Annotated in this window: 16 protein-coding genes; 9 read left to right on the top strand and 7 right to left on the bottom strand. The window is 42.1% G+C overall.

Going from position 1 to position 19,539, the window contains the following annotated elements; translation table 11 throughout:
• The first annotated feature begins 152 nt into the window (after window positions 1-152).
• On the top strand, window positions 153-1,547 hold the full coding sequence (locus JUI58_RS18660; RefSeq protein ID WP_204105317.1) for an MATE family efflux transporter: 1,395 nt from the start codon (window positions 153-155) through the stop codon (window positions 1,545-1,547).
• Between the two features lie 4 nt (window positions 1,548-1,551).
• Window positions 1,552-2,454 carry a methyltransferase gene (locus JUI58_RS18665; RefSeq protein ID WP_204105318.1) on the top strand — a complete coding sequence of 301 codons (903 nt, stop codon included), beginning with the start codon at window positions 1,552-1,554 and terminating at the stop codon, window positions 2,452-2,454.
• A 109-nt stretch (window positions 2,455-2,563) separates the two neighbouring features.
• Here the strand turns inward: JUI58_RS18665 and JUI58_RS18670 are convergent, their stop codons facing one another.
• Window positions 2,564-4,294 (bottom strand): carbamoyltransferase C-terminal domain-containing protein, encoded by a 1,731-nt coding sequence (locus JUI58_RS18670; protein WP_204105319.1) that lies wholly within the window; start codon window positions 4,292-4,294, stop codon window positions 2,564-2,566.
• Between the two features lie 408 nt (window positions 4,295-4,702).
• On the opposite strand from JUI58_RS18670, the gene JUI58_RS18675 reads away from it, so the two are divergent.
• Entirely contained in the window at window positions 4,703-5,152 is a 450-nt protein-coding gene (locus JUI58_RS18675) for a DUF29 domain-containing protein (protein ID WP_204105335.1), read from the top strand.
• A 67-nt stretch (window positions 5,153-5,219) separates the two neighbouring features.
• On the top strand, window positions 5,220-5,588 hold the full coding sequence (gene crcB, locus JUI58_RS18680; protein WP_204105320.1) for a fluoride efflux transporter CrcB: 369 nt from the start codon (window positions 5,220-5,222) through the stop codon (window positions 5,586-5,588).
• Window positions 5,589-5,613: 25 nt separating this feature from the next.
• Here crcB and JUI58_RS18685 read toward each other — a convergent pair whose 3' ends face one another.
• Window positions 5,614-5,772 carry a hypothetical protein gene (locus tag JUI58_RS18685; protein WP_204105321.1) on the bottom strand — a complete coding sequence of 53 codons (159 nt, stop codon included), beginning with the start codon at window positions 5,770-5,772 and terminating at the stop codon, window positions 5,614-5,616.
• A gap of 43 nt (window positions 5,773-5,815) precedes the next feature.
• On the opposite strand from JUI58_RS18685, the gene JUI58_RS18690 reads away from it, so the two are divergent.
• A complete protein-coding gene (locus tag JUI58_RS18690; protein WP_204105322.1) occupies window positions 5,816-6,748 on the top strand; it encodes an NAD-dependent epimerase/dehydratase family protein in 933 nt (310 codons plus the stop codon).
• 40 nt (window positions 6,749-6,788) lie between these two features.
• Here JUI58_RS18690 and JUI58_RS18695 read toward each other — a convergent pair whose 3' ends face one another.
• On the bottom strand, window positions 6,789-10,637 hold the full coding sequence (locus tag JUI58_RS18695) for a tetratricopeptide repeat protein (protein ID WP_204105323.1): 3,849 nt from the start codon (window positions 10,635-10,637) through the stop codon (window positions 6,789-6,791).
• Here JUI58_RS18695 and JUI58_RS18700 point away from each other — a divergent pair.
• Entirely contained in the window at window positions 10,636-12,720 is a 2,085-nt protein-coding gene (locus JUI58_RS18700) for a phosphate ABC transporter substrate-binding protein PstS family protein (protein WP_204105324.1), read from the top strand. The two genes, JUI58_RS18695 and JUI58_RS18700, sit on opposite strands and share 2 nt — an antisense overlap.
• Before the next feature lie 26 nt (window positions 12,721-12,746).
• Here JUI58_RS18700 and JUI58_RS18705 read toward each other — a convergent pair whose 3' ends face one another.
• A complete protein-coding gene (locus JUI58_RS18705; RefSeq protein WP_204105325.1) occupies window positions 12,747-14,102 on the bottom strand; it encodes a HAMP domain-containing sensor histidine kinase in 1,356 nt (451 codons plus the stop codon).
• 398 nt (window positions 14,103-14,500) lie between these two features.
• Here JUI58_RS18705 and JUI58_RS18710 point away from each other — a divergent pair, with 398 nt between their 5' ends.
• Both JUI58_RS18710 and JUI58_RS18715 read left to right on the top strand, forming a co-directional pair.
• A complete protein-coding gene (locus tag JUI58_RS18710) occupies window positions 14,501-14,833 on the top strand; it encodes a DUF3155 domain-containing protein (RefSeq protein ID WP_204105326.1) in 333 nt (110 codons plus the stop codon).
• Between the two features lie 186 nt (window positions 14,834-15,019).
• The gene (locus JUI58_RS18715) at window positions 15,020-16,333 is read left to right on the top strand and encodes a recombinase family protein (protein WP_348539923.1); all 1,314 of its coding nucleotides are present in this window, start codon (window positions 15,020-15,022) and stop codon (window positions 16,331-16,333) included.
• Here JUI58_RS18715 and JUI58_RS18720 read toward each other — a convergent pair.
• Both JUI58_RS18720 and fraC read right to left on the bottom strand, forming a co-directional pair.
• Entirely contained in the window at window positions 16,323-17,225 is a 903-nt protein-coding gene (locus tag JUI58_RS18720; RefSeq protein ID WP_204105328.1) for a DUF5357 family protein, read from the bottom strand. The two genes, JUI58_RS18715 and JUI58_RS18720, sit on opposite strands and share 11 nt — an antisense overlap.
• Window positions 17,222-17,770 (bottom strand): filament integrity protein FraC, encoded by a 549-nt coding sequence (gene fraC / locus JUI58_RS18725; RefSeq protein ID WP_204105329.1) that lies wholly within the window; start codon window positions 17,768-17,770, stop codon window positions 17,222-17,224. The genes JUI58_RS18720 and fraC overlap by 4 nt, the downstream gene beginning before the upstream one ends.
• Before the next feature lie 110 nt (window positions 17,771-17,880).
• On the opposite strand from fraC, the gene JUI58_RS18730 reads away from it, so the two are divergent.
• Complete coding sequence (locus JUI58_RS18730) at window positions 17,881-18,510, top strand: TetR/AcrR family transcriptional regulator (RefSeq protein ID WP_204105330.1); 630 nt, start codon at window positions 17,881-17,883, stop codon at window positions 18,508-18,510.
• A 32-nt stretch (window positions 18,511-18,542) separates the two neighbouring features.
• On the opposite strand, the gene JUI58_RS18735 is transcribed toward JUI58_RS18730, so the two are convergent.
• Window positions 18,543-19,310 (bottom strand): DsbA family protein, encoded by a 768-nt coding sequence (locus JUI58_RS18735; RefSeq protein ID WP_204105331.1) that lies wholly within the window; start codon window positions 19,308-19,310, stop codon window positions 18,543-18,545.
• Window positions 19,311-19,539 lie beyond the last annotated feature (229 nt).

Below are 19,539 nucleotides of genomic sequence, written 5' to 3' on the forward strand. Positions count from 1 at the left end.
GTTCTTTAATTCGGTATATTGGTTCATGGGGTTTCTGACAGAGATGCTCAATATGGTACTATCCCGAACCCACCCCTTCATTTGCTGGGATTGAAAATTACATTTTAGTCTCACTTAAACTCATATATCTTCAGGATTTTTCAATATTTCTCATGCAAAACACTTTTTTGTCATCAGATTTGTGGCAATCTAAACTGTTTTCTGAACTGCGCCTTCTTTTGAATTTAGCGATACCTCTTTCAGCCAGTCAACTGATTCAGGCCAGCATCAGCACCGTCGATACTATCATGATGGGGATGCTGGGTAGTCAAATTCTGGCGGCTGGTGCTTTAGGTGCGATTTCGTTTTATACTTTAACATTTACTTGTTACGGACTGATACGATCGCTCAATGTCTTTGTAGCAGAGGCTTTTGGCGCTAAGGATGTTGAGAAAATTCCTCGCATTGTTGCCCAAGGATTTTGGCTGGCGGGATTTCTCTGTTTGCCCATTATGCTCCTGTTGTGGTACGCTCCTACTCTGCTTCTCTGGATCGGTCAAAAAGCAGCAATTGTTGCTTTGGCACAAATCTATTTTCACGCTATTGTCTGGAGCATTCCGGCGATCTTGAGTCTCTACATTATGGAACAAGTGGCAAGCGCTCTTAATATACCCAAGATCGTGACGACAATTATGTTCTGTGGTGCAATTGTGAATGGAATTGCCGATTATGGACTGATTTTTGGTAGTTGGGGTTTACCTACCCTGGGAATTGCTGGAGTGGGTTGGGCTAGTACCATCGTCTTTTGGTTGATGGCGATCGCGGCGATCGCCATCATTAGATATCAACTGCGAGACTACCGAATTTTTAGTGAGATTCTGCACTTCGATCGCCAGTTATTCGGGGAAATCCTACAAATCGGTTGGCCTGTATCTTTACAAAATGCAGCCGATTTAGGATTGCCCACAGTGACGACATTATTAATGGGATATTTAGGTGCAGCAACCCTTTCAGCGAATGAAATTGCCTTTCAGACTAATGAAATCTTATTCCTCATCCCCGTTGGACTGAGCTATGCTTTAACCATACGAGTGAGCCAAAGTTCCGGAGAAAAAAAGTGGGACAATATTCCTCGCGTTGTGGGAATTGGGGTAGCGATCGCCATCTTGGTTTCAGGTTTAGCCAGTTTAGGATTGGGATTCTTTCCCGATCGCTTCATCTGGATTTATTTAGATTTGAACGATCCAGCCAATCTCGAAACCGTGGCGATCGCTCGTTTGCTCTTACCCGTGACTGCGGTTTTTCAATTCGTTTTCAGTCTTAATTTAATCGCCAATGGAATTTTATTGGGTTTAAAAGATACGCGCATTCCCATGTTTATTAATCTGTTGTCCTACTGGGTAATTGGTGCAGTTAGTGCCTATATCCTTGGGTTTATCCTGGGAAGAGGAATCTATGGTTTTTGGTGGGGACTCACATTAGGATGGACAATGGCCACTATTTTTCTTGGCATCCGTTTTTATCAGCGATTACTGCTTCTTATCAAAGAACCTGATACTATTGATTAAAACCTTGTTAGCCAATTTACTTAGACTTGCGATCGCAATGGATGCCCTTAAACTTCTTCAATCTGCCCTAGAGGATAAACGTCTCAATCTCATCGACAATTTTCTCATATTGACCGATCGATTGGATTATCAAGCACTCGATCAAGTCTTCCCCATTTTTGCCGAACAGCAATTTTTTCTTGATGAACTCAGGCAGGATAAAATGCAAAATGCTGAGGTATTGGAGATTGGTTTGGGATCGGGAGTCTTGTCAATTGCTGCTATTTCTAAGGGAGCTAAAAGCGTAACAGCACTGGAGATTAACCCTAGGGCCAAAAACTTTGCTGGCTTTAATTTTATCCTCAATGGAGTGGAAGATAAAATTACAGTTCTCGACGGTCAAGAAAAGATTTGGCAACCAGTACAAGAACGACAGTTTGATTATATTATCTCGAATCCTCCTTTTGAGCCGACCCCCCCTGGGATGGATTACTTCTATCACTCAGCTGCTGGACCTTATGGACTCGACTTTCTCGACAAAATTTTTGCTCGTTTGGATGAATATTTAAAAGAAGATGGTCATGCCCAAATTGTCACTGCTGCACCGGGAAACCAAGAAAAACCTACTCTTTTGTTAGATTTGATTCAAAAGTATTTGTCCGGCACAACCACCGTTTTGCTTAATCCTTATGTTCTGACTTTTGATGAGGTTATGGACGATCTCGCTAACTTGAAGATAGGCACGATAGAACAGATCGATGGTTTACGGCAAAAGGCAAAAGAGGATAGTATCACTCATATTCACCTTTGCGTCATTCACTACGAAAAGGGTTTAAAGAATATTGAGGTTAAATCTTCTCAAAAGATCTACGAACAATATTGGGAAATTCCTGTCCCTGAATATCAACTTAAACCTTGTTTAAGTTAACTGAACAAAAATATAATTACTGCCAATTTAACTTGAGTTAAATTGGAGGTAATTACCGATCGCAGGTTCTCGCGATTGCCGTCAAATCTAGGCTTCAGCAAATTTAGAATTACTTCCTAACTAAAAAATCGCCAATTGCGAGATAATCAATCTTAGTTTTGAGAAAAGTCTTAACTGCATCTTCTGGGCTACAAACAATAGGTTCCGTGTCATTAAACGAAGTATTTAAAACTAAAGGAACGCCCGTTATTTGATAAAATGCTTGGATTAATCGGTGATATTTGGGATTGAGTTGTTGATTCACTACTTGAACTCGGCTCGTTCCATCCACGTGCAGGATAGCAGGAATTAAACTTTGTTTGTCTTCTATAGCACTACAAGCAAATAACATGAAACCTAGAGCTAAAGAATCTCCCGGAAGTTTAAACCAATCCTGAGCATATTCCTCCAATACAGAAGGGGCAAAAGGTCGAAAATCTTCCCGATGCTTCACCTTTTGATTCATTATTTCCCTCATATTCGGATTTCTTGGATCTGCCACTAAACTCCGATTTCCCAAGGCACGAGGACCAATTTCCATCTTTCCTTGAAACCAGCCGATTACATTGCCTTCAGAGATTAATTTAGCAGTCATCTCTTCTATATTGTCAACTTGGGAATATTGAAGCTGATTGCGATCGAGAACAGTTTGAATTTCTTCTGAAGAATAGTCCGGACCCAAATAGGGGGTTTTCATTATGTACGATCGCGGTTTCCTTAAAGTTTGATTCCAAATACAATAAGCTGCTCCAATTGCCGTTCCTGCATCGTGGGCAGCCGGTTGAATATAGAGATTTTTAAAAGGACTTTTCTCTTGTAATATCTGGTTGGAAACACAATTTAAAGCAACACCACCTGCCAGACAAAGATTGGGACTCTGGACGCGATCGTAGAGATAGTTGGCAATATTTAAGAGAATTATGTCCGTTAGATTTTGTAACGCTAAAGCAATATCTGCGTGTTTTTGTTCGAGTTTCTCATTGAGTTTTCGCTTCTGTAAACCGAAGAGATTTTCCAATTCGCTGCAATCGTCGGTAAAGTCATTATCTTGTAAAACTTCCGGATCGATTGTAAATATTGGCCCTTGAACCTTAACAAATGTTTTGAACATTTCTAAATATTCTTGATCTTCTTTGCCATAGGCAGCTAATCCCATAACTTTAGTTGCATCATATTTGCTAAAACCCATTAGGACAGATATGGTTTCCCAGAGAGTGCCGAGACTATCTGGATAGCAAGCGATCGCTTCGATCTCCGAGAGAATATTGTCTTTTCCTCGGTAGAGTGTCGTTGATTCTACTTCACCAATACCATCCACCACTAAAACAGCAGCTTCTGAATAAGGAGAAACAAAATAAGCACTTCCTGCGTGACATAAATGGTGAGGAAGCCACAAAAACTTATCTGCAATATCTTCCTGAGCTAACTGGCTCAATTTGTAGGGAATATCTTTGAGTTTGCCCTCGAAGATTTCTTCTCCTTCAATGGTTCCCCATCCTTCTTTTCTCTCTCCTGGTATCGTGGCTGATTTATCCAGTTGTGTAGCCCATTTTTTCGGCTCGAAGGAATAGCCAATGAAATTAATGTCATTCCATGTTATATCAGCCTCCTTTAAGCAAAATGAGATAGCATTAACCGGCAATATATCTGGATTATCAACACTGGCCAGCTTTGCGTGTTTGACTCGAGTAAACCGCTCTTCTTCAACTGCGGCGATAATTTGACCATCTTTGAGCAAACAGGCTGAGGATTCGTGATAGACGCAATTAATACCCAAAATGTAGGAGTTAGAATCAACCATGATTTTTCTTTATTTTTCTTTGAGTTGAGATAGCTACTTTTTTACTCAATACAGGACAAAAGACTTGAAAAGAAGAGCAGAATGGGGTTTCATTGAGCATCTCTGTCAGAAACCTCATTAGCCAATATAACGAATTAAAGAACGCTCTGCAACCCCATTTGGGATAGCATGGAGCGAGAGTCTTTTTCGTCTCTTGCGTCCATCTTCCCCACCTTAATAGTTATTCTCATTACTCCCAATAACAATTGCTCCTAAAATTGTCTCTCTTCCTTTAAAGAATGCAAGCGATCGCGGTTGGTAGGTTGAATATTATGAACGGGTAAAGTAAAGAAAAATGTACTGCCTTGACCTAACTCGCTTTTTACGTTGTATAATCTTCCAATAGTTTGCTAATAATTGGTGAAAATAATGAATCCGATCGCTTATGAAACAGATTTTTATGGCTGGACGCAACAACAGGCTCAACTCTTAAAAAACAGAGATTTCGATCGCATAGATTGGCATCATATTACTGAAGAAATTGAAGACATGGGGCGTTCTGAAAAAAGAGAATTAGGCAGTAGATTAGAAGTTCTCATTATGCACCTATTAAAATGGCAATTTCAACCGAATTTACGTTCTAGGAGTTGGCAATTAACGATTAAAGAGCAACGCCTTCGCTTAGAAACACTCTTAGCAGAAAATCCCAGTCTTAAGTATAGCCTAGACGACGTGAAAGAAAAGATTTATCCCCTTGCGATCGTCAGTGCAGAAAAAGAAACAGGTTTATCCTCCTTCCCTGCAACTTGTCCTTATGACTTAACACAAATATTATCTCCCCAATTTTTGCCAATAGTTGACGATGCTGGTGAATTTTAAGGCTAATAATATGGCAAGAAATCGAGCGTTGGGAAAACTGATTATTGTATTGTTATGAGGTCATTCAATGCAAAACCTTCTGATTATTTTCTTTTCTGGTGGACTGGGAAGTATCAGTCGATATCTAGTTGGAACTTGGATCGGCGATCGCTGGCAAAGTAATTTGCCTCTAGGAACATTTGCTGTTAACATTATCGGCTGTTTTTTAATTGGTTTTTTTGTAGGAATCATTGAACGCTATCGCTTATCTCAGGGTTGGAGTTTATTATTTTTAACGGGTTTTTGTGGGGGTTTTACTACCTTTTCTTCTTTTATTTACGAGCAAAGTCTCTCTTACAAAGAGAAAGCCTACTTCGATCTGATATTATATTTAACATTAAGTGTTTTTATGGGCTTGATGGCAACATTATTGGGACTGGAATTAGCCAAAAAATGAAGGATAAATTGGTTCTCTATTACCACTAAACTCTTAAATAGATGCCGATCGCTATCATAGATTTACAAATTTGAGATGCACCCAATATGGCGATCGCGATCGAACTTTCGGTACTGATGTCGATCTCTGCTTTAATGGGTAATAGATAGTAATAACCTGAGTTGCTAGTTATAAAAACTAGCAAATTGAGTTAATAGTAGCTGCACAACTAAAAAAAAGGAGAGAAAATGCGAATTTTAATCATGGGTGGAACTCGTTTTATTGGCGTAGCTTTAACAAAAATTCTGGTCGATCGCGGTCATGAAGTGGTATTATTCAACCGAGGCAGTAAACCTGCACCAGTAGAAGGAATTACACAAATTCATGGCGATCGCCAAAACACCAATGAGCTAAAAGATAAACTCAAAAATGAGCATTTTGATGCTATTTTTGACAATAATGGGCGAGAATTAAGCGATACAAAACCCCTTGTTGAATTATTTAAAGATAAAGTCGAGCATTTTGTTTATGTTAGTTCTGCTGGAGTCTATTTAAAATCCCAACAAATGCCTCATATTGAAGGGGATCCCGTCGATCCTCAAAGTCGTCACAAAGGGAAACATGAAACAGAAAGTTATCTCAAACAAATAGGACTCCCTTGGACTTCTGTGCGTCCGGTTTATATTTATGGTCCCAGCAATTATAATGATGTTGAAGCGTGGTTTTTCGATCGCATTGTCCGCGATCGACCCATTCCTATTCCAGGAGATGGTTTAGCAATTACACAATTGGGTCATATCAAAGATTTAGCAACAGCAATGGCTGCTATTTTAGGTAATGACAAAGCAAAAGGACAAATTTATAATATTTCCGGCGATCGCTATATTACCTTGAAAGGATTAGCTTTAGCTTGTACAGAAGCAACCGGAAAGTCAACCGATGAAATTAAATTAGTTCATTTCGATCCGAAGCAATTTGACTTTGGCAAACGCAAGGCTTTCCCTTTACGAGTACAGCATTTCTTTACTGATATTCACAAAGCGAAAACAGAATTAAATTGGCAACCCGAATTCGATCTTGTTGCTGGCTTAAAAGACTCTTTTAACAAAGATTATTTAATATCAGGACGCAACAAAAAAGAGATTGATTTCTCTCTGGATAACGAGATTTTAAAAGCCTGAAATCCTGTAGCGACGTTGCCTGCAACGTCGCTACTCGTTTTTAATAAAAAACAAAGATTGTCACCAGTAATAACAAACCCAATAAAGAGGGCCAGAAAGACACCTTCGAGACAAGGTTATCTTGATAGCGAATTAAAGCAAAATCTGGTTTTACCAACAAGAGAATTGCATTGATAGAAACAAGGAAAATGAATAGATAGATAATCAAGTAAAAATACTCAAAATAAATCAATCCTTTACTAACTATTTGGTCCCGAACTGAAATTTGATCTAAGATGACGATGAAAATGAAACCCGCACAAGCTGCCAAAATTTCCATTGCTTTGTCGCGATCGGAAATAAGTAACATCGCAAAAAGCAAAGAAATCACGACAAACTGAGGACCAATTTTAGACACAAAAGGACCGATAAATGCTCGTTTCGCTACTACCGTGAAATAAAGTTCTGGAATTCCTACCCCAATATTGACTCCATCGTAACCGAAATTGGAATTATACGTGCGTAGGCGATACTCAAAGAAACTGTCTTGAATGTTCCAGCCTACTAAATCCAAATCCGTATCTAAACCCGGTGTCGAGCGCGGATTTATCACCTCATAACTTGCTAGATCGGGGGTTAAAATAACCGTTTCATTCCATTCACTCGGCCAGAGCCGTAGGGTAATATCTTTACTATCAAAAGGATAGCTATTAAACTGAAAGTTTTGGCGTAAACTGGTTTCAAAATACCAGCCGATTATCTCTTTGTCATCTTGCTCGTAACGATATTCCTCTCGTATTTCAACATCATTAGAATCAACTGCATCGGGAAAAATAAAGCCCCTAGCGATATTTGGATCGATATCCTTACTATATTTTTGCCAAATATAACCCGTGACAAATACTTCGTTCGCACTGCGAAAATCAATAGACTGTAAGAATATCCCTGTGGGAATTTGTACGGGAGCATCTTTACCTGCTTGTATCGCCGTTTTAATCGGTTCAGCAACAGCTTTTGTTACCTCCGTTTGGGAGAGTAACAAATTGCGAGAGGAAACATAATTACGATTAGCCAGAGCCAAATTCCACACCAGACCAATTTTCGCAATTAAAATTACACTCGCAAAAATAGAAGATGCCCATAAATTCTTCTTTTCTCCTTTATCAACGCGCAAGAAAACAACAGAACCCAAGATCAGGAAAATAGCAAATGCTAAGGCAATGCCAATCGTTTTTTGCCGCACAGTATTGCTATCTGGAAGTAATTCTTCTTCTAGAAAAACTACCCCAACTGCCCAACCATTCAAAGAGATAGGTTGAAGCAGCAACCAGGCTCGCTGTCCCGTAATTTCATCGGTAAAATTCCCCTCAACTTGTTCCCCTTTCAATCCTTTTTCAACTAAAGCTAAAAATTCAGGATTATCTTGAGCGCGAGCGAGATCGAGAAGATTGGTTTTTCCATCAATGAGATCGCCATTGGGATGAGAGAGAAAAACGCCACTATCTGAGACTAAAAAACCATAACCTGTTTTGCCAATATCGAGATTATTAACAACAGCCTTAAGTTGATTGAGGGAATATTCAGCAAAAATAACCCCCCGAGGTGTCGCTTGTCCGGCGACAATTCTCGAGAAAGGCGTATAAAATCCGATCGCCAGTTCGCTTAAAGGGGTTTCTTCCGGACCTGCATAAGGCTCTCCCCAATTGGGTCCTTCATTGAGAGTTTCTCGATACCACGGATATTGCGGGAGAATATAGTTAAAATCTAATTTTTCCCCCTCCAGAAACTTCACCTCATCTTCAACATGTATCGCTATTGGAGCATGGAGCCGGAGATCGGGAGAATAGGCAAAAGGTTGATACGCTACCCCTAAACGGGCAAGATTGGGAATTTTTTTCAAGTTCTGTTGTAAAAGTTCCGGAATGCTAGCATCTCCAAGTTGACCTGAAGAGAATAAATTCGACAGATCGAGGGCATTTTTTTGGGCGAGACGCAATTCTTGTTCGATTTCAAAAGAAGCCCAGAGCGCCTCTCGCTTGGCATTGAGTTGCCCTTCGTTGAGTTTATCCCGACGTTCGCTCCAAAATAAGAGACTGCCGACAATTCCCAAACACAAACTCACGGTTCCCAGTCCCAGGGCAATGTAAAAAATATATTTATTCCCCCCGTCAAATTGCGATTCTTTGGGGGATAAAATTTGAGCTTCAAGGGTTTCATCAATGGGTGAAATTTCGGCTAAGTTAGTATCGCCAACTTCAGTATCGCCAACTTCAGTATCGCCAACCTCAGTATCGCTAACTTCAGTATCGCCAACTTCAGTATCCCCCTTTTCTGGTTCGAGATGGACGCGATCGCGCTTTTCTAGAATTTTGCTTCCTCCTGCTTTTTCTTTTTCACTAAACTGCCCTTGCACCGCCATCGCCAGTTGCTGGGAAAGGGTGCTGGTTTGTTCCCCTAAAGGGACAGGATCCAGTAAGCGATCGAGTAAATAGGCATTGTCTCCTAATAATTTCTTAGCGGCATCGCTTTCGCTCAAAGCGCGACAGACTTCGATAAAATCCTTGAGGGTGGCGCGGTGTGCCTCGGGAAATGTCTCTGGGGTGAGAACCGAGAGGGCATCATTGTAGCGCAGAATAGCATTACACCAGTCCCCTAAAGGGTCTTTGGTTTGATTGCCTCGTTCGATATGTAAATGCCCGATCGCCCGTTGCAGTTCCCCCCAACCTTCAGGATTTCCAGCGCGATCGCAGTGTTTTAAGCCCTCTTCTAGGGCAGCCCTAGCGCCTGGATACCCCGGTTTGTGCAGGTCGGAATTGCTGGGATAAGGCGCGATCTCGACGGGTAAGCTGGCGATCGCTCCAGGGGAATGAAAGGCCGCATTACTGCGTTGCAACCAAATTTCCCAATCTTGGGGATTCAAACTGAGGGCTCGATCGCAAGCGGCGATCGCCTCGTCGTATTGTTCTAATCCATTCAGGGCAGTTCCTTTTCCTCCCCAGGCTTCCTCATTATTGGGTTTGAAGTCAAGAAGACCGTCGTAAATGGCGATCGCCTCCTTGTAGCGCTTCACCTGTACCAGTGCATCGCCTTTTTTGAGCAAACTTTGGTCATTTTGGGGTTGTAAGCTCAAAGCGCGATCGTAAGCCGCGATCGCCTCCCCATAACGCTGCATCAAAGAAAGAACTTCTCCGCGATCTTGCCAGAGAGAAGCAGAATTTTGCTGGAGATCGAGGGCGCGATCGTAACTTTGTAGAGCCTCCTGATAACGTCCCATTTGGGAGAGCAACCAACCTCGGTTGCGCCAACTTTCCGGTGCGCTTTCATCAACAGCGATGACGCGATCGTAGCTTTTTAAGGCTTCTTCTGTGCGGTTCAAGTGAAGCAAAACGACTCCGCGCTTGCTCCAACCCATTGGCCAATCTTCCTTAATTTCCAGGGCTTTGTCGTAACTCTCCAAGGCTTCTTCGTAGCGCTGAAGCTGACAGAGTAAATCTCCCTTTCGCAACCACCCCATCTCATCTCCAGGGCGCATTTCTAGGGCTTTGTCGTAACTTTCTAAGGCTTCTTCGCTGCGATTGGCCTGGGCTAAAACCTCCCCTCGTTCGTACCATGCTTGGGGAGAGCTTGCCTGAAATTGATTGGCTTTGTCCCAAGCCGCGATCGCCTCGTCGTAGCGCTCTAATTGTGCCAAAGCTAAACCCTTCTCCTGCCAGGCTGTACCATAATCGGGCTGCACCGTAAGAGAGCGATCGTAACTGGCGATCGCCCTTTCCCAATGCCCCAAACGGTAGAGAGTACTGCCCCACTCATACCAAGATTTTGCTTTACTGGAAATCTGGGGGGTTTGGGGTAATAATAAAGGAAGCTGACTATTGGGGCGATCGCCAAATAACCGTTGAAAAACATTCATGAGCGGAAGTTTCAGTGGGTCGAGCAAACAAGTTGCTTTTTTATTTTACGATCTGTTTTACCATCTGTCTTGGCTAAAAAACTTAACCCTTGGTAAATTTTTCCTTTTCCCGCGATCGGGATTTGACACTGTTACTTGCTCTGGAGATATTTTGATGATGATGATGCCTAAACTTTTCAAAGCGATCGTTCTCATGGCGGCGATCGCCAGTTTTACCGCTTGTGGAAAACCGAAAACCCAATCTGGCAACCCCGTTCAAGGGGAGGTCACTACGGAAGAAGGAGCCACAGAAGCCAAAAATGTCTTGGATCGCATTAAAGAAGAAGGCAAAATCATTATCGGTATTAGTGATGATTATCCCCCCTTTAGCTTTGCCGAAGGAGAAGGAGAAGACAGCAAGTATGCGGGATTGGAAGTCGATATTGCCCGTTACCTCGCCCTAGAATTAATTGGTGAAGAAGCACTGATTGAGTTCGTTCCCTTAAAAACGGAAGAACGGATTGAAAAACTCGATGCGGGTGAAGTTGATGTTCTCATTACCAGCTTGAGCCAAACCGAGGAACGCAAACAGCAAATTGCCTTTAGTGAGGCTTATTATTCCTCGGGAGTAGGGTTGCTCATCCCCAAATATAGCAGCGAGATTAAAGCCTGGAGCGATCTGAAGGAGAAAACAGTCTGTACGTTGGGAAAATCAGTATATGCAGGAGAATTAGAAAAACTAGGGATGGTCATCCTCGAAGTTGAGAACTCCGAAGGGATGTTATCTGCCCTCAAAGACAAAAAATGCGTTGGGGGAGCAATGGAGGAAGCCGCTATTGCTGGCCTGGTACGAAACTCAGATTGGTCGGACTACAACAATAGCCGATTGCCGACCCTTTTTCCCACTCCTTGGGGCATGGGAATGCGTCGCGGTCCCGACAGTGAGTCGTTACTCGAGGCCGTTAATTTAGCCATTATTCAAATGGAAGCGGAGGGATTTATTGTTCAAAAGGAAGAAGAGTGGAAAATCCCCCCCACAGATTATGTTAAAGAACGCATGGAACTGGCAAAATCAGTCATCGCGGCTCAACCTAAAAAAGATGAAAAGAAAGAAGAAGAAGAATCATTTTTAAGCGGTTATTTGGCGATCGCCGATGGATCGAGTTCAATTTTGCCCGTTACTTTAGCCCTCTCAGAAACTTTTGAAGAGGCAAATAAAGGAGTGCGAGTCGGTGTGGGTGGTACGGGAGTCACCCAGGGATTTGAGCAATTTTGTGCAGGAGAAATCGATATTGTTCATTCTGCACGACCCATCAATAAAGATGAGATGAAAGTCTGTCGCAAGGAACGACACCGCTATCTCGAAATGCCTTTTGCTTTTGATGCGATCGCTGTTGTTGCTAATCCGAAGAACACCTGGGCGACTTGTCTCAAGCGAGAGGAATTGAAAAAAATCTGGTCAACGGAAGCATCCGGAAAGATTGAGAATTGGCAGGATATTCGGAAGGAGTTTTCCGATTCTCCTCTCGTACTTTCCGCACCTCCCTCGGACTCGGGAACATCGGAATATTTTCTCGAAGCGATTTTGGGCAAGGGTGAGGGTGTAGAAGGGCGTGTCGATTATAATGCTCAAGCAGATGAGGCTCTCATTGTACAAAGCACCACCGCAGAAGAGGGAGGATTGGGGATTTTAGGGATATCGACTTATGAGGAGAATAAAGATGTCCTGAAGATTATCGCAGTTGAAAATGAGGCAGGTAAGTGCGTTGAGCCGAGTCGAAAAACCATCGACAATGGAACTTATAGCCCTCTCTCTCGCCCCTTGTTTTTCTATGTGAGTGAGGAAGCACTAGAGGCAAATCCAGCCGTGAAGGAATTTGCTAAGTTTCTCATCAATCCGGAAAATCAATCGGCGATCGCCAAATTCGGTTACGTTCCGGTTTCGGGGGATTTATTGGAACGGGTTCGTACTCGTTTAAGTAATGGCGTAACGGGAACTTTATTTGCTGGGGGTTCTTCCGTTGGAGTCAATTTATCTGATATGTTACTAGGAGCGCGCACGACGGAGATTCCCGAAGGCAAGGAAAATGAAAATGATGGTTAATCTTTGGTGATTCAATCTTCTGTGGTTCACGCTAAAGGTAGCCAAAGAATAAAAGTAGTACCGGGTAAAGGGAGGCGATCGCCCATATTATCCGATACTTCTATCTTGCCGTGCATTTGCTCAATTAACCCCTTGACGATGGCTAAACCTAAACCTGTCCCTTCAATTTCACCTTTCTCTTGTATTCCCCGATAGTGACGCTCGAAAATGCGATCGCGATCGCCCTCGGGAATGCCATATCCGGTGTCGCGAATCGCAACTCCTTGGAGAAGTCCATTTTCATGGTCTAACCCAGCTTCTACAGCAATATAGCCCCCTCTGGGGGTATATTTGATGGCATTATCGAGGATATTGTTTAAAACTTCCCGCAAAGCATTAGTATCGGCTTGAATGGGGAGCAAATCATCGGGAATATCCATCTTGAATTCTAGCCCGCGATCGCTGGCGATGGCTGAGGCCGATTGCAGCAGGGGGTTTAAAATATCGGCAAGGGGAAAGGTTTCCAGATTTAAACGTGCTTCCGGTAGCAGAGAGAGAGAAGAAGATGTACTTTCTGGTAATAATTTTTGTGACCAAGAAGGAACCGAAAAATCAACTGATTTTGCTGCATCTTGACTCATCTCGTCGAGATAAACATCAAATTGCTTGAGGAGAGTTTGCAGGCGATCGCTTTCTCGAATCAGATTTTCAGCAATTTCGCTATTCTTGTCCTCCGGTAGAAGTCGCTTTAATAGCAACTTACCAAAGGTTCGCAATGCCGTCATCGGGTTGCGTAATTGGTGCAGGAGATCGTCAAAGCGATCTCGTTGTGCGACAATACTGCGCTGTTGTTGTATAAGTTGTTCTTTTGTCCATCCCTGCTGGCGATCGAGATATCTGGCGATGGCTAAGGTTTGCAAGATATTTTCAACTTGGGTCAATTCTCGTTTTTCCCATTCGCGATCGTCTCTGCGGGTCACTAATACCCCCAAAACTTCTCCCTCATGAAGAAGCGGTAACATTACTTGACGTTTTCCCCAAAAATCTTTAACTTCCCCTTCCCTGGTAATAAACTCACTTTCTAGGACATGATCGGTGATTTGATCTTCTCTGCCTTGATCTTCTCTTCCTTTCAGCGATCGCTGAGATCCAGGCAAATAGAGAGGAAATGATGGATTAGATTTTGGCCATTTCTTCTCTGATTGGCCAGGCTGCTCCTCAGAATAGCGGACAATACTTGTATCAGGATAAACAACAACAGGAACGAGATTGGGATTAACTCCTTCTACCCATTTTTCCGTTAGATAAACCGCACACCAAGTCGCCCCCAGCCCTTGGACTAGGAGATAAACCTGAGCTTGACACAGGGCAATAAATTCCGAACTCGGTCTAATAAACATCATAACCCCAACAACAATAAGCGATCACATCGGGGCAATGGGTATGGGCTGAGTACACCTCCCCCCTCATTTCTCAAATATTCTTCTGAATACCCCTTGTACATTTTATTAAAAAATGATAGAATCCGTGGCATATCTATGAGTTATTTTCTCATTACTTGACGTTTGTTAATGGTCTCGCACCAACAATCATCATGGGAGTTATTTGAGAATTACTGGGGAATTACCAGAAAATTACTTTTGGTTAGATTTTTGATTTTTGCTTAAATTAACTAAAACTTATTATTTTCCTAAAACCCCTTGATTTTTGGAAAAAAAGCGGATATACTAGCCACTGTTTTGTAACTAAGATTACAAACTGGGTCTTAAAAATTTAGTTTCGAGAACAGGAGGTAGGCAGTTTGGCCAGAAAACGCAAACGCAAGAGTCGCCGTCGCCAAGAAGGACGTAAAATTTTGGAGCTAGTGCCTCAATTTAACCTCGAGAGTGGTGAGGATAAGCCCGTCACTGCAGCCCGTAAATACATTGCATCGAGAGGAATTATTCCCCCGGCACTATTGGTTGTAAAACGGAACGAACATACAACAGACCGCTATTTTTGGGCTGAAAAGGGTCTATTTGGCGCTCAGTATGTAGAAGAAAATCACTTTCTTTTCCCCAGTTTGAGGACTATTGCCCCCCAAATTACACAAAAGAAAGCAACAAAACCCCCTCTGGCGATCGCTAATCTTTAAGCAAAGCAAAGTTTTTAGGACTAGGATTCAAACTAGCTAGAAATCTTAGCTTAAAATCTTGGCTTAAAATAGCTTAATTGTAAATGGCGCTAAACTAAAAATCAGATTCCATTTTACCACAGTTAGGTAAAGTGGAGTTTGATTTTATCTGGCTTGCATTTTCAGATGAGCCTTTTAAGATAATTGGTGAGAATTATTGCTTATATTTATGCCGACCCTGCGATCGAATCTGTCCCCGATGCTAATATTTGGGGGTTAGAAATAGATCGAGTCTATCGAGATTTAGGCGATCGCGCTCAACTGCAACAACTCCTGCAAGACTGCAAAACTAATCCTCCCGATTATCTCCTGTTACGTCGCTTAGACGAACTGGGAGATACCCTCAACACCGTAGCAACAATAGTGGCACAAATTGAAGCAGTAGGAACTAGCATCATTGCCACCGAACAGCATTATCATTCCTTCGAGACTAATCAACAAGATCCATCCGGCGATCGCCTTTTCGACCTTCTCGCAGAAATTCAGCAAAATCAATACAGTCGTCGCATTCGTCAAGGTCATGCCCGCAATCGTATCAAAGTAATGCCTCCTCCTGGCAAGGCAACTTACGGTTATCGAAGAGGAAAAGACCGTTACATTTTAGATCGTTCTACTGCTCCAGTTGTTAAAGATTTTTTCGAGCATTATTTACTTTACAGTTCCCTGCGAGGCTCCGTTCGCTACTTAGAAAAGAAATACGGGAAAAAAATTTCCGTCACAACCGGTCGTCGTTGGTTAACAAACCCCATCTATCGCGGCGATACAAAGTATCATAACGGGGATATTCTTCCCAATACCCACACAGCGATTTTATCCCGCGAAGAAGCCGCACAAATTGATCGCTTATTAAAGCGTAATAGTCGTTTACCCTCTCGTAGCGCCAGTGCGCCGCGTTCTCTGGCTGGGTTGGTAATATGCGGGCAATGCTACTCTCATCATACCATTACCCGCGTTACTGCCCGTAAAAAAAGCAAAGAATACTTGTATTTACGTCCCGTTAGTTGTCCCGAACAAAATAAATGTAAAGCCATTCCTTACCAAGATATTTTAGAACAAACTATCGCACAAATCTGTCAAATTTTACCCTTGGCGATCGCCGGGATGAATGCCCCCGAGAGAAGTAGTCCTAAAGGCGCGATCGCGGCACAAATGGCGCAAAAAGAAACAATTATGCAGCAACTCCCCGACTTACAAAAACAAGGAATTCTCGATGCAGAAACCGCCGATCTGCGTCACTATAAACTCCGCACAGAATTGTCTCAATTGCAACAAAAACTGTCTCAACTTCCTCCCGATAATTTAAAACCGATCGCCCAAGAGATTTCCTTTCCTCAATTTTGGTTAGATTTGTCAGAAACCGAGCGACGTTTTTATTTTCGAGAGTTTATTAAGCATATTAAAATTATCCGCGATCTCGAGCAACAATGGCATCTAGAATTAGTTTTTATCTTTAGTCCGTAAAGCTGCTATTTCTTGATAGGTTGCAAATGACTTGCGCGAGTTCGTCTTGTTGGCGAATATCGCAAATTGTTTCGTGGCGATCGCTTCCATTTTCTAGAGTCTTATTAGAGCGAGGTCCAAGCCATTGAGCAATTAGTTTCACTTGATATTCCGATGAGATTGAAGATAATTGAGACTCTATTTCCCAAAGGTCATTTTCCTTGAGAAAATTCAAGTTTTCCAAGACTTGAGACTGAAAATTGGGGAGAAAACTTGCCCCTTCACTGGCTTTTAATTGCTCTGTGACTTCCCCCCAGGGGCGATCGTCAAATTGTTGTTCGAGCAATTTTCGCATTTCTTCAAGAATCAAAAAAACTCGAGGTTGAGAAGAAGAAGTATCCAATTTTACGACAAACTTACTATCGCTAAAATCTTCGATAAGAAGACTAGGATATTGTTGAGTCCAATCATTACAGAGAAAATAGAATTGCAGCCAGCAAGCCAGTAAAATTTGGGTTTCTAGTAAAATTAGAACAGCTTGACGTTTGCTAGAATGAGGCACTTTAAACTCTAAATTTTGAGTAATAAAATGTGCCAGCGAAGCAAGGAATGCCGCGAGAGGAAACAACAAAATAACCAGAATTTGTGGCTTTATCCCAAACAGTTTCCAGCAAAATACACAAATTGATGCTGCTACTATCCAAGGCGTAGATTGCCAACGGTTTTCAATGCCGATCCAAGCAATACTAATAATTAAAAGGAGATAACCTATAATAGCAATAATTTCCCCTAGAAATCCTCTTGCGATCGCGGACATCCCCCCTGAAAATAAACTTAAGCAAAATAACGTTTGCCAGCAATAAGCACGAGGAGGCTTAAAGATACCCCAGATTTTATCAAAAATATCTTTCATTGTGCCTGATATACATTTAATAAAATGATAAATAAGGCAACAACACAACTACTTAAAGCATTAGCTTGAAAAATCGTAGCAATTGTTTTAACATCAACTTTAACAATTGCTGTATTTATTCGATTGATCAAAGGAATAGCATTTTGGATTGTTTCATTGTTTTGTTCGGCAGAACTTTTTAAAAACACTTGTAAAAGTTGTAAACTCTTGAATTCTACAAAAATAATTAAGGCACACATCATGACTAAGACTGCTGCTAGAATGGGATAAACATGAATCCACAGATTGAGACCATTGAAGTTATTGAAAAAGATAATACCAATTAAATGTAGCCTCTCGCTTTCTGGTGCAAAACCTTGAAATATAAAAAAGACAAACCAGAGGACAATTGTTGATAAAAGATTAATCGAGATTGAAAATTCTATACTCTGTTTGCGCGTTAATCTTAATTTTTGGTGTATAACGATCGCCTCAATCGAAATACCGATAGATAGCGTGAGAAGTTGTAAAATAATCAGAGGAATAGGTAAAAATACGATAGACATCTCAAAAGATTAATCAGTAGAAATTTTTGTGAAGGTTTTCAGTAATTGCTCACAACAAAGGCAAAATAACGTTAGTCTTAATTTAAGACCTTCCCCTACACAGTAAAGCTATGGCAGTTTTTCATCAACGCTCCACCATCGAACATCCAGTAGAAGAGAGTACGCGCACTCGCATTTTGCAAGCGGCTCAACGCTTATTTGCGCGTAAGGGTTATGATGGCACTACCACTCGCGATTTAGCATCGGCGGCAAATGTAGCAGAAGGAACATTATTTCGTCATTTTGCCAATAAAAAGGCGATTTTGGTGGAAGTAGCAACGCGAGGATGGGTTGAAATTCTGACTGATTTGCTGACAGAGTTGAGTGAAATGGGAAGTTATAAGGCTGTTGCACAAGTCATGCGAAGACGAATGCTACGAATGCGCGAAAGTCACGATCTGATGCGGGTATGCTTTATGGAGGCGCAATTTCATCCTGAGTTGCGCGATCGCATTCAGTCAGAAATTATCGATAAAATGACCGATGTAGCTGAGGCATTTTTTGAGACGGCGATGGAACGGGGAGTTTATCGTAAGATGAATCCTAAAATTGTCGCCCAGGTATTTTTAGGAATGTTTGCAGTGGCGGGTTTTTCTGACAACACTATTATTGACCCCAATGCCTCGCCAGAATCTATGAAAGAAATGGCAGAAGGCATTGCTGATATTTTTCTGCGCGGTGTGTTGGTGAAGGAAGAATAAATGATGGAGAATAAAATTTGAATTCCAAATTTTTACTCTTTACTCTCTTTCGCAAATACTGTTTCCAATGTTTTCAAATCAACTGCACCGCTTAAGGCTTCACCATTGAAGGCAAAAAAGGGCGTTCCTTGAATGAGTAGCGATCGCGCTAGTTGGATATCTTCGGCGATCGCATCTTGGGCTTGGGAACGGTTGCGATCGCGATCGAATTGCTCTAAATCTAAATTAAGATCTTCGGCAAGTTCTTGATATAATTCTTCTCCTAAATCTTCTTGATTTGCAAACAAGCCATCATAATACTGCCAAAACTTGCCTTGTTGTCCCGCAGCATAAGCCGCTACAGCAGCATTTAAGGCTTGAGGATGAATGCTCAGAGGCAGATTTTTGTAAACAAGAGTAACGCGATCGCCATATTTTGCCATAAATTCCTTCACTGTTTCCCTGGCAAGAGAGCAAAATGGGCATTGAAAATCCGAGAACATGAAGAGAACATTTTGACCATCTTCTGCCCCTTGGATAGGAGAATCTCTGATAAAGGCTTGCGGGTTGACCTGCATTTGCTGTACAACAGCTTTTTGCATCGCCTTTTGTTGTGCTTCTTGCTGACGTTGATAATTTTGTACAGACTCGATAATCGCTTCTGGATGAGCGCGAATAATACTTAATACTTGTTCTTCCAATGAGTTTGTATTATCTGCACGGGCAGGCAATATATCACGCCATAATCCCAAAAACAATAGACCAACCAAGAGAAAAACGACCAAGAGAAAATTTAAGAGTTTCCCAGTTTTATTTTGCATCAAATTAATAGGACTTACGCATTAGCAGGCATCTTGCCTGCACTACTATAGCAAGAGAATACAGTAGTGGGAGCGTCTCGCTCCCTAGCCGCGTCGTCTCGCTCCCTAGCCGCGTCGTCTCGCTCCCTAGCTGCGTCGTCTCGCTCCCTAGCCGCGTCGTCTCGCTCCCTAGCCGCGTCGTCTCGCTCCCTAGCCGCGTCGTCTCGCTCCCTAGCCGCGTCGTCTCGCT

The organism is Spirulina sp. CCY15215 (assembly GCF_016888125.1).
GTDB lineage: Bacteria > Cyanobacteriota > Cyanobacteriia > Cyanobacteriales > Spirulinaceae > CCY15215.